Origin of the sequence: Bacillus infantis, from assembly GCF_008180445.1 — a bacterium.
Lineage (GTDB): Bacteria > Bacillota > Bacilli > Bacillales > Cytobacillaceae > Bacillus_AB > Bacillus_AB infantis_B.
Map to the genome: position 1 here is coordinate 572,637 of NZ_VTER01000003.1, position 11,503 is coordinate 584,139.

Below are 11,503 nucleotides of genomic sequence, written 5' to 3' on the forward strand. Positions count from 1 at the left end.
CCTCATCCCTTCTACTGCCTTCTCAATTGAAATAAGTATGCTGCAGATACAACGCTTTGCAGCAGGAAGATCAGCAGTATATAGAAGATAAAATAATCCTGGTGCATGATTTTTGTGATGGCGGAGAGAAAGAATCCCAGCATGACACCCGCAGTCAGGAGCTTGTAGGAAAGGGACATGACCTTCAGCTGGATCACCTGTCCCCTCTCATCCTTGGATTCACTGTCTTTCTCAAACCTGGCCTTATAGGCCTCCGACAAAATGACACAGACAACAAGTACGACAATCGAAGCATTGAGCATTGAAAACATCTTACTCCTCCTTGTAATCAAAAACATCCATGATTGGTTTGTCTACTACCTTTGCAATCTTAATGGCCAAAATCAGAGAGGGATTGTATCTGTTTTTTTCAATGGAAAGGATTGTCTGCCGGCTTACCCCGACTGCATCTGCCAGCTCCTGCTGCGTCATTTTCTTTTCCGCTCTGTACACAGAGATTTTATTATCAAGCATTTTCATCCGCCCTTCAGGTAAGCCATTGAGTGAATTGTAATATATTCCTTACATAGTGTAAAGTATTTTTTACAAAAAGTAAGAAATTAATTACATATATAGATTCATAGTCATGCTTAATTTGAGAACGGGTGACAATGGGCATGATCTTTCTATACACCTGATAGTACGAACTATTCAATTATTTCGAAATGCGAAATATTCGACACTCTTCATTTCATTCCTACAAAACTAGACCTGTGCGTGGTTCATATTTCGACAAGGTGACGGCGGCTTGTCGATTTACAATAGTCTTTGTAAGAAAAGCGAAGGAGAGTGACAGGATGAGGGTAAACAAATGGATTGCAGGATTAAGTACAGCAGTTGTTTTATGTGCGGGGGCGGGAGGCACAGCTATTGCGGCCCCATCTCCTGACAGCGGCAAAGCAGGACAGTATGAGGCCAGCTCTGTGGCTGGATTTACTGACTATGCCGAGATGGTAAACAAGCTCCAGCAGATTGAGAAGAGCAGCCAGGGCAAAGTGTCGTTATCGGTTGTCGGCCAATCCAATCAGGGACGGGACATTTACCAGGCACGAGTCGGTACGGGGGAAAAAGTGATATTGATTGAAAGCGAAATTCACGGCAATGAAAAGACTGGCACAGATGCATTATTAAAAATTCTTCAGCATCTCGGATCCAGCAATTCACCGGAGGCAAGGCAGATTCGTGAAAATATCACTTTGGTGATGCTGCCAAAAATCAACCCGGATGCTTCTGAGCTTGACCGCCGCGGAAATGATATGTCCTGGGAGGAAGCTGTGCAAAACTTCCCTCAGCTTGCAGCCGTAAAGCCAGCATGGAATTATTATGCTTCAGGCACGATCCAGGAGCGGAATTACACCGGACAGCCCGGGTTTGATGTGAACCGCGACTTCAACCCTGACCTTGATTACGTACCGCAGGCCGGAGATTTCCCTGGCAGATCAAGCGAACCCGGCTGGTACATAACACCGGAATCCCAAACCGTAAGAGATGTGTATAAAGCATTAACGGCCGAGTTCGGGAAGGTTGATGTCTTCGTTGATCTTCACCATCAAGGACAATACTATGTAGAGGGAACTGACGACATCGTGACTATGTCCTTGTCAGGCGAGTTTGTGCCTGATCCAAATACTACGGCAGGAGCGAAATATGCGGAATATGCTGATCAATATAATGTTGAGTATTCAAAGCAGCTGAACTTAGCAGCATATAATGCACTTCAATCAATCGGCAACTCTCCTTTCAATAATATCACCCTCTATCAGCAGAACCTGGACCTTCCAGGCACTGCATTGGGAAGCTTCGCCCTTAACGGAAGCGGCACGGTCCTATTCGAGGTCAGGGGCCAGTCCCATACGCTTGGACAAAAGAAAAAAGGACAGCTTGTGAAGGCGGTTGAAACCGGCTTGAATGCCATTATTAAAGGAGTAGCGGATGGCTCGGTGGACAATCTAGATGCGGATGATTACAGCGAGATTCCGAATACCGCTTATGAGCCAGGGCTGTAAAAGATAAAAAAAGCCTCCATCCTGGATCCCCGGCAGGATGGAGGTTTTAATTCTATTAGTTACAGTTATATGTCATTAAACGCTGGCCTACATAAATTTTGTTCGGATCTGAAATATTGTTCAGTGATGCCAGATAGGAAGCCGTCACCCCATACTTAGCTGCAATTTCAGATAGAGTGTCCCCTGACTTTACATAATAATAGACCGGGCCAAAGCAGCCTGGAGGGGCAGCTTCAGCGGTGGATGCGCCGATATTTCCGACTCCGCCCAGGATACCTAAAGACATAGCAGACGCTAATACAATTTTCCCGAGTTTTTTCATAATATCTCCTCCTAAATAGTTTCGGGTCCTTCCCTTCAAAACTATCAGATATATTCCATACCAACAATGGTTTTAGAATTGGGAAAACCAGCTAATATACAGCAGTTTAAAACTAGGCATAATGGCGTGTTTATTACTGGATATATCTAAATTCAAAAGAAATAAATTCTTTATTAAGCAAGTTGGACAAAGCTGAAGCTGACAGGCTGTTCTTTATCGCATATCCTGCTTGGGAAAATAATAAAAAAAAGGATTTCTGCAGAAAAAAAGGAGACAAAGTACCTGCCCCCTTTTGACTCACATATCCTTAGACCGGGCGGATGGACCTGCCTGACACAGCTTTAAAACAGAGTTTAGGTCCTGTGAAAGCTGGCGCTGTCCTTATGTACATGCCTGCGGGTAAAATTTTTGATTACCAGGAAAAGAATAAGAGCAATTGCAATGCCTGCGCAGTCGACCCATACATCCAGCAGCCGGCCGCTGCGTGTAAAGTAAAGCTGCAGAATTTCTGTTGCAAATGCATATAAGATAGAGAGGACAGCGGCATATCTATAGGGAAGGATTTGCAGCAGCCCGCAGGCAAAAACAAAAAATGCAAGTGCATGCCCTGCCTTCTGGAAAGCAAAATTTCTGTCAGCATCTGATGGCCAAGGCAGCAGCAGCTCTCCAAATGCAGGGTTACCCTGCCATTCAAAATGAACTTCTCCTGATTCTTTTAAATCAGCAAAACTGCTCGAACAGGTACAAACAAATATAAAGGCACTCATCACAACTACAAAGAAAGTCCTCAAAATAGCGCACCGCCTTAGTTTCTTTAGGAACAGTCTCACCGCAGAAGATTTAAACTATACAGCGTACATCCCCGTGAGACCCCCGTTTCAGGCACCGCTCGTGGACAAATATGGGGAAAGTGTCTTTTCGCGGTGCCTGACACGGACTACACGGAAGACCAAAAAGGGGCAGCAGCTGCTGCCCCTTCTCTCTGTTCTATTTGCTATAATCTATAATTTCTCTTTCCTCCCCCAGCAGAATAGAAGTCTGCCTTGGGCTTGTCTGCGCAATGATTTTGCCGTTCTTAATAGAGTAAAGGACGGCTGCCTGTTTGCGGATGGCTTCGTATTCATTTTCAGCGTCGAGGACAATGAAGCTGGCCGGTTTTCCGGATTCTATACCGTAGCTGTCTTCGATATGAAGCGTCCTGGCGCTGTTATCGGTAATCAAGTCAAAGGAACGGACAATTTCTTCGTAGCCCATGAGCTGGGATACGTGGATGCCCATATGCAGCACCTGAAGCATATTGCCTGTTCCAAGCGGATACCACGGATCAAAGATGTCATCATGGCCGAAGCTCACATTCATTCCTGCTTCGAGAAGCTCCTTCACTCTTGTGATGCCTCTTCGCTTTGGATATGTGTCAAAACGGCCCTGAAGATGGATGTTGACGAGCGGGTTGGCTACAAAATTGATGTCGGACATCTTAAGAAGTCTGAAGAGCTTGTAGGCATAAGCATCATTATAGGAGCCCATCGCTGTTGTATGGCTGGCTGTCACTTTGCTGCCGAACCCGCGCTCATATGCTTCCGCTGCCACCACCTCAACAAACCGTGACTGCTCATCATCGATTTCGTCGCAATGAATGTCTACCAGGCGGTCATATTTTTCCGCGAGATCGAATGCAATCTTCATAGAAGAAACGCCATATTCTCTCGTGAACTCAAAGTGCGGAATGCCGCCGACCACGTCTGCGCCCATTTTCAGCGCTTCTTCCATCAGCTCTGCCCCGCTTGGATAAGAGAGGATTCCCTCCTGCGGAAAAGCGACGAGCTGCAGATCAACATGTGAAGCCATTTCTTCTTTTACCTCCAAAAGCGCCTTCAGCGCCGTCAAGGTTGGATCTGTCACATCCACATGTGTGCGGACATGCTGGATTCCCTGTGCGATTTGCCATTTGAGTGCTTTTTTAGCGCGCTCCTTTACATCCTCATGTGTCAAAGTTTCCTTGCGCTGAGCCCATCTCTGGATGCCCTCGAACAGTGTGCCGCTCTGATTCCATTCAGGCTCTCCTGCCGTAAGCGTTGTATCCAGGTGGATATGCGGTTCAATAAATGGAGCTGAAACTAGCGATCCTTTTACATCAAGCTCTTCGCCTTGCCACCCGGAGACTTCGCCCTGAGACAGCTCCGCAATCTTTCCGTCTCTTACTGTTATATTCCATAGCCCGTCCTTGCCTCTAAGCTGCGCATTTTTAATTAACATCATTCAGCTCACCTTTTCCATTTCTGTTATTGTGCCTGTGTTTGCCGTGAGAGCTGCAAGCTTGGTGATGACAACGAATGTGATCGCCGCTCCTAGCAGTGCATTGACCGGAGGAATTCCCGGGATGAAATTCGCAGCAAGCACACCCGCTCCCCATGCAATCATGGCCGGCCAGTTGACAGCTTTGAATGTCATTTGCTCAAATTTCTTATACTTGCCTCTGTTGATGATAAAATAGTCCGCGAGAATGATGGCTCCCACCGGCGGCAGAGCTGCCCCGAGGATAGTCAGCCATCCGACGAAGTTATTGTAGAGCCACATTGCCAGGATTGTACCGACGATTCCGTTAAAAATGACAACCTTGCTTTTCGCGATTTTTGTAATGCTTGAGAATCCAAGGCCGGATGCATACAGCGCATTATCATTGGTTGTCCAGATATTAAGCCCGAGCACCAGGATGGCCGGGAGGATCAATTTTTGAATGAACATCACTTCGGAAATATCAGATTGGCCGGTCGCAATGGCCCCGATGGCTCCGAAGATGAACATGAGCGAATTTCCGATAAAGAAGGCAATCACAGTCGTAATGACTGCTGACCGCTTCTTGTTGGCGAAGCGGGCAAAGTCAGGCGTAAGCGTCCCAGCACTGATAAAAGAACCCACACAGATCGTTAATGCTGCAGCAAGCCCGATCGCTTCTGTTGGCTGATACTGCATAAGGCCGTCAAGCCCTCCAACCGTTTCCGTTGCCTTGAACACTGAAAAACTGCCAAGAATGGTGATGAGCGGAACCGCGATAAAGCTCAAGATCGCCAGTGCCTTCATTCCGAAAAATGCTGTCGCCGTCATCAGGATGCCGGCAATCACAATCAGCAGATACGCATCAAGCCCAGTCACCTTCTGGACAGGAAGAGCAAACATCGCCACACCGACGCCAAACCAGCCAACCTGGGTCGCTGCCAGTAAGAATGAAGAAAGATAAGAACCTTTTTCACCGAATGCATAGCGCGTCAGCAGATGTGTCGATAAGCCGGTCTTGGCCGCGATATAGGCAAGCGCTCCTGTATAAGCGCCAAGTATCAGGTTCCCAGCCAGGACGATGCCGATAAACTGCATAAAAGTCAGCCCTGAACCAAGCGTTCCGCCTGACCACATGCTCGCCGAGAAAAATGTCAGCCCCAGCATTACCACAAGCATCCTCCAAAAACCGCTGCGGTGCTTCTGCGGAACCGCACTCAGTGAAAAATCCAAATCTACTTTACTCATTTCCATTCCTCCTATAAGTTTCAATAGTGTTGAAACTGGTACCGAAGGAGCCTTCGATGATAAGAAGCTGGAACGAAAAAAGGCTTCTCGCCGTTTCCGACAAGAAGCCTTTTTCCTCATGAAAAACCAGCGGGCAGGATACACCTCACCCAATGATTCTCATAATTTCCGCTGTCCTTGCCAGCCTCACGGGACTGAATTAAAGGTACCAGTATTTAATTGGTTATTATTATTGCAGAAAAATAGGGGGATGTCAAATGGGTGGGTTAGCGGGAAGAGGTGAGGTTATAAGATATTGTGGGTTCTTTTCGGAAAAATTGGGCGTCAGCTCTGCAGAAGGAGGCTGAATCGGGAGAGAAAGTCCTGCTGGATCGCATTTGAGTGTGGTATAGCATGAAAAATGCCCCTCTACTATATGTAAAAGGGACATTTTTTCTTAATAGAGCTCCGAAATGTATATGATTCTACATAAAATCAGAGTTACCCAACAAAAATACATTTATTGGAAAAATACATCCATTCAACGACCAAAATCAATTTCAGCTAAAGACAGACAAAGAACCTGCTCCCATAACCCACGCCCGCGCCATCAGCATATCCCCAGCCGATGTCATATGCACCCCATCCGTTGTCAATTTAAGGCTTCCCCCCGACTCCAGATATCGGATGAATGCCTTATGCTCCGGCACAACAACTGCCTGGAACTGTTCAGCAAGCTCATGAACAGCCTCAACATATGGAGTAAGCAGCCTATTGCCTTCCGAATGAACATCTTCCTCAATGACAGTCGGCTCCATGAGCACAATTCGGGCTTCAGTCTCCTCTTTCACCTGTGTCAGCAATTCCCCGTAAACTTCTTTAAATCGCTCAGGTCCTATCTGCACAATCCCCGGACTGTCCAGCTGCCGCCATACATCATTTATACCAATCGAAATGGACACAAGATCCGGCTGAATATCAATAACATCCGCCTTCCAGCGGTCAGCAAGGTCAGTAACACGGTTGCCGCCGACACCTCTGTTGATGAACTCAAGCGCCTTTTCAGGAAATGCCGTCATATAATAGTCACGGAGATTCCTTACATAACCGAATCCGATTTGTTCAGGATCCTCCCTTCTGCTGTGATCTGTGATGCTGTCTCCAATAAATAAGATTTTTTTTGCCGCCATATGCTTCACCTGCTTTTATTTGATACTTTTAATATTAGATAATCTCCCCGGGGATTCCTGCTGGTGAGATAAGGTTACGTGCTGCTCGTCTTATCAAAATGGGATACTGTTTCTCTGTATGTCTGTAACGAAGTGATTTATGCTTTAAAATGGACCGCCGCCATACAAAAAGATGGCGAAAAAAGGTAAAATTGCTATGCCGATGATAATTAAGAATGGTGAACGCATGAAAAATGCCCTTCCAGCATGTGCTGGAGGGGCATTTCCATTAAATTAGATGATATCCTATAGAAGTCATCCTCGGTTCCGGTATGATTCTACCTACTTTTATAGTTATTCAACCTGCATTTGGATTTATTCTACCTACTTTTTCAGTTATTCTCCCCACTTTTTCAGTTATTCCATCCATGTTACATTTATTGGAAAATAACCGTTCCAAACCTCCTATTAAATACCACCGACACCTCCGCTCATTGAATCAGTGACTGATAATACTCATACCCCTCTTTATCTGTAAACCCTTCATGCACCACTTTCCCAACGGCCTGCACCATTTCCTCCGGATGTTGGGACTGGAAGATGTTTCGGCCCATATCGACGCCGGCTGCTCCTCCCTGGATGGAGTTGTAGGCAAGGGTGAGTGCCTCTTTTTCCGGAATTTTTTTACCGCCGGCGACCACCAATGGAACTGGGCAGGCGGATGCTACTTTCTCAAAGTCATCGCAATAATAGGTTTTGACGATCTGGACACCAAATTCCGCCAGCATCCTGGTGGCGAGCAGGAAGAACTCTGTAGTACGCGCCATTTCTTTCCCTACTGCAACGACACCCAGGGTTGGGATGGAATATCTCATCCCCAGATTAACAGCTTTGTTCAGCTCTTCAATCGTCTCTTTTTGCCCATCTGCGCCAATAAAGGTCTGAATCGCAATGGCACTGGCATTCATCCGGACAGCATCTTCAATATCGACGACCATGGATTCATGGCTTAAATCGCTTTGCAGAATAGATGATCCTGATGAAGCCCTTAGCGCAATGGCCTTATTGAATGAAGGCGGCACGCTGCTTCTGATCGCTCCCCTTGTTCCCATCAGGCAGTCAACATATTTCTCAAGCCTGGGGACGAGCAGATCGATCCGCTCAAGTCCTGAGGTTGGCCCCATAAAGTAGCCGTGGTCAAATGCGAGCATAATCGTCTTTCCGGTCTTCGGATTGAAGATCCGCGACAGCCGATCCTTCATGCCCCAATCATAATTGGCGGCCCCTTTTACATGGAATCCCTCACCGCCCGCAAATGGTACATCCTCAAAAAAATTCTTCGCCGCTTTATTGCCGATATTGTCTGCCATTCTCCGCAACTCCCCCTAATTAAAAGTCATAATCACCTGTATTTTCTTTTGTAAAAACAATCCGCTCCGGCAGCACGATGATTCCGGAATCGTCAGCTTCATAGTCATAGCCCTGGATGCTGTTCGGTTCGACTGTCACTTCACCAAGATCCGGCACCTCCAGCTTGTCGCCAACCTTCAGCTCATTACCCTGTGCCAGGTGGTAAGCGATATAAACAGCAAGCGCTCCCTGATCCTGGACATCCCATAAGCCATGATTCAAGATGGTGCCGTTCTCCAGGAATGGCCTCATGGAATTCGGTGACGCAAACCCAGTGATTGCAACATCTTTCGCTGTCAGCCCTTTATTCTCCGCTGCCTGTGCCATTGCTGGAAGAGCAGTGGAATCAGGGCAGATGATCGCATCAATATCTGGATAGGAATCAAGAATGCTTTCCCCTACCTGCAGGGACTTCTGCTCATTTCCCTCTCCAAATTGCCTTGTGACAATTTCCCACTTCGGATATTTCTCTTTTATATACTGATCAGCATATTCAACCCAGGAGTTTTGGTCCGGAACGGTCGGGCTGGAATAGAACCAGGCTACCTGCTGGGCTTCGTCCGGATTTTCAAGCTGGCCGGCGACCATATCGACGAGCATCGCACCGAGTATTTCCGGTGTGCCCTGATTCACATAAACAGAGCGGTATTCCGGATCAACGTCAGAATCCCAGGTGACTACCTTGATGCCGGCATCCAGCGCTTTTTTCAGCGCCTGGTTCAGACCGTCTGAAGAAACAGAAGAAATGGCAATGGCATCTGCCCCGCTGCTTACGGCGCTGTTGATGATCTGGACCTGATTGGCCACTGTCCCTTCCGGTGCCCCGTCATACTTGACCTTGAACCCTTCTTTCTCCGCCATAGCCTGGGCTCCGTTATTGCCTGATTCAAAAAATGCATTCCCAGTCATTTTCGGGATAAAGACAACTTCAATGTCATCAGCTTTTTTCCCGCCGGAACTGCCGCCGGAGTCTTTCTCCCCGCTGCAGCCTGCCAGCAGAAGCGAAGCCATGGCCATACCAAGGAACAGCTTATAAGGCTTAAATCTCATCTCAATCGACCCCCATTTTTTTAGGTGCAAGAATCCTTTTCACCGAATGCTTGAAATCAGATGACAGTCCCAGGAATGCGACAGAAATAATGAGAAGCAGGCCGGTCGCAAGGCCAATATACTGTGTGGAAACGCCGCCCATCTGCAGGCCGAGCTGCAGCAGGCCGACGATGATGCTGGCAAGCGCAGTGCCGATAACACCTCCTTTGCCTCCCGTGATCAAGGTGCCCCCAAGCACAACAGCAGTCAGGATCGGCATCAAATATTCAGAGCCAAAGTCCGCCCGGGCACTGCCCAGGTAGGAAGTCAGCATCACCCCTGCCACACCTGCGCTCAATCCAGATAGAACATAGGTGCTGGCAATGATTTTTCTAGTGTCAATGCCGGCGTATTCTGCCGCATTCTGGTTGATGCCGGTTAGATATATATACCTTCCGTATTTCGTTAAATGCAGAAGGACATATGCGATGGAAAACATGACAAGAAAGAGGAGAACAGAGTTCGGGATGCCCATCACTTCCCCATAGGCCAGGCTGCTGAAGGCCTCCGGAAAACCTGATATCCCTTCATACGTACTCACTCCTGACAGGCCGACGATGACAATGGATATGCCGCTGTAGAGCAGCATCGCTCCAAGGGTGATCACCATTGCCTGGACTCGCCCGTAAGCGATCAATATTCCATTCAAGAGCCCGCAAAGCCCGCCTGCCGCTATCGCTAAAATGACCGACAGCCAAATATTGAGCCCTGCCACCTGCGATAGAATCCCCGCAAGGACTGAGGTCAGCCCAATGATTGATCCGCCGGATATATCGATCCCCCCTGTGATGATGACAAAGGTGACGAAGAAGGCAACGAGGGCAATGCCGATAAAATCATTAAAACTTCCCAGCAGGATGGAGATATTCCAGAACCTCGGATTGATCAGGCCGAAAACGAGTATTTCCACCAGTAAAATAAACAGCAGCATAAGGTTCCATTTAGGAATCTTCCGAATCACTTATATTTGCACCTCCTTCTGAAGGATCCGCGCATTCAGCCTTTCCTTCTTCGCCTTTTTCATCGCTTTCCTGGTCAGCAGGGTGTCGATGACCACAATAAGGATTAAAAGAGATCCGGATATGGCCGCATTCCAGAAAGCAGGAACCTTCATGAACACAAGAGCCGAATTGATTGAAGTCATAATGATAGCGCCGATCCCCGCTCCGATGACAGACCCGACCCCGCCGCTGAGAGAAACCCCGCCGAGAACAGCGCCCGCAATGACGGTCATTTCAATGCCGGCTCCCGCTGTGGTTGAGATGAAGCCTATCTGGCTGGCGAAAATCAGTCCGGCTATAGAGGCGGAAATGCCGGAGATGACAAAGGCATAAGTTTTATAGCGCTGCACGGGAATTCCGAGCAATACCGCTCCTTCTTCGTTATCACCGATTGCGGCAAAATACCTTCCTTTATTGCTTTTTGAAAGATAAAAATGGACAAGGATCACCACTGCAATCACCATCATGGAGAGAATATTCACACCAGCAAGGCTGAACTTGGATAGACCCTTAAAGCCTGCCGGCAGATTCTCCACCCATTTCCCATCTGCATAGATCACATGGAGAACCCGTGTGATTTCAAGCATTCCCAGGGTCATAATAAAAGAAGAGATCTTCAGCCTCGTTACTCCCAATCCATTGATGAGCCCGATGGCCGCACCTATGAAAAGGGCTGCCGCTGCTGCCGTGAAAAGGCTGCCGCCGCTTTTCAGGATGGTCCCTGCCACCGCAGCGCTAAGCCCCATAATCCCCCCTATCGAGATATCAATATTTCCTGTCAGCAGCACAAATGTCATGCCCACAGCGAGGACAATATAAAGAAGGCTGCTTTTCACAGAGGCCTGTATGTTTGCCAGAGTCAGAAAGTCGCTGTTTACGAGGCCGACAAGCGCAAACAGCATAATTAAGAATAATAAAGTCCTGAATTCCCGCCGTGACGCCGCCCATTTCAACGCAGACATCTAC

The 11,503-nt window shown here is 47.7% G+C and carries 12 protein-coding genes; 1 reads left to right on the forward strand and 11 read right to left on the reverse strand.

Annotated elements, in window-relative coordinates:
• Positions 1-11: 11 nt before the first annotated feature.
• On the reverse strand, positions 12-311 hold the full coding sequence (locus FZD51_RS07380; RefSeq protein WP_148974157.1) for a hypothetical protein: 300 nt from the start codon (positions 309-311) through the stop codon (positions 12-14).
• Between the two features lies 1 nt (position 312).
• The gene (locus FZD51_RS07385) at positions 313-513 is read right to left on the reverse strand and encodes a helix-turn-helix transcriptional regulator (protein ID WP_148974158.1); all 201 of its coding nucleotides are present in this window, start codon (positions 511-513) and stop codon (positions 313-315) included.
• A 323-nt stretch (positions 514-836) separates the two neighbouring features.
• Between FZD51_RS07385 and FZD51_RS07390 the strand changes: the two genes are divergently transcribed.
• Positions 837-2,045, forward strand: coding sequence for a M14 family zinc carboxypeptidase (locus tag FZD51_RS07390; RefSeq protein ID WP_148974159.1), 1,209 nt, complete (start codon positions 837-839; stop codon positions 2,043-2,045).
• Between the two features lie 55 nt (positions 2,046-2,100).
• Here FZD51_RS07390 and FZD51_RS26855 read toward each other — a convergent pair whose 3' ends face one another.
• The 9 genes from FZD51_RS26855 to FZD51_RS07435 form a co-directional block, all read right to left on the reverse strand.
• On the reverse strand, positions 2,101-2,367 hold the full coding sequence (locus FZD51_RS26855) for a LysM peptidoglycan-binding domain-containing protein (RefSeq protein WP_148974160.1): 267 nt from the start codon (positions 2,365-2,367) through the stop codon (positions 2,101-2,103).
• A gap of 353 nt (positions 2,368-2,720) precedes the next feature.
• Positions 2,721-3,158, reverse strand: a complete 438-nt coding sequence (locus FZD51_RS07400) for a VanZ family protein (protein ID WP_148974161.1) — start codon at positions 3,156-3,158, stop codon at positions 2,721-2,723.
• A gap of 196 nt (positions 3,159-3,354) precedes the next feature.
• On the reverse strand, positions 3,355-4,623 hold the full coding sequence (locus tag FZD51_RS07405) for a cytosine deaminase (protein WP_148974270.1): 1,269 nt from the start codon (positions 4,621-4,623) through the stop codon (positions 3,355-3,357).
• A gap of 3 nt (positions 4,624-4,626) precedes the next feature.
• The gene (gene codB, locus FZD51_RS07410) at positions 4,627-5,889 is read right to left on the reverse strand and encodes a cytosine permease (protein WP_148974162.1); all 1,263 of its coding nucleotides are present in this window, start codon (positions 5,887-5,889) and stop codon (positions 4,627-4,629) included.
• A gap of 539 nt (positions 5,890-6,428) precedes the next feature.
• The gene (locus tag FZD51_RS07415; RefSeq protein ID WP_148974163.1) at positions 6,429-7,058 is read right to left on the reverse strand and encodes an SGNH/GDSL hydrolase family protein; all 630 of its coding nucleotides are present in this window, start codon (positions 7,056-7,058) and stop codon (positions 6,429-6,431) included.
• A 470-nt stretch (positions 7,059-7,528) separates the two neighbouring features.
• Complete coding sequence (gene lsrF, locus FZD51_RS07420) at positions 7,529-8,407, reverse strand: 3-hydroxy-5-phosphonooxypentane-2,4-dione thiolase (RefSeq protein ID WP_148974164.1); 879 nt, start codon at positions 8,405-8,407, stop codon at positions 7,529-7,531.
• 19 nt (positions 8,408-8,426) lie between these two features.
• Positions 8,427-9,497 carry an autoinducer 2 ABC transporter substrate-binding protein LsrB gene (gene lsrB / locus FZD51_RS07425; RefSeq protein ID WP_222928611.1) on the reverse strand — a complete coding sequence of 357 codons (1,071 nt, stop codon included), beginning with the start codon at positions 9,495-9,497 and terminating at the stop codon, positions 8,427-8,429.
• Position 9,498: 1 nt separating this feature from the next.
• Entirely contained in the window at positions 9,499-10,497 is a 999-nt protein-coding gene (locus FZD51_RS07430; RefSeq protein ID WP_262380777.1) for an ABC transporter permease, read from the reverse strand.
• On the reverse strand, positions 10,498-11,499 hold the full coding sequence (locus FZD51_RS07435) for an ABC transporter permease (protein WP_148974165.1): 1,002 nt from the start codon (positions 11,497-11,499) through the stop codon (positions 10,498-10,500).
• Between the last annotated feature and the right edge of the window lie 4 nt (positions 11,500-11,503).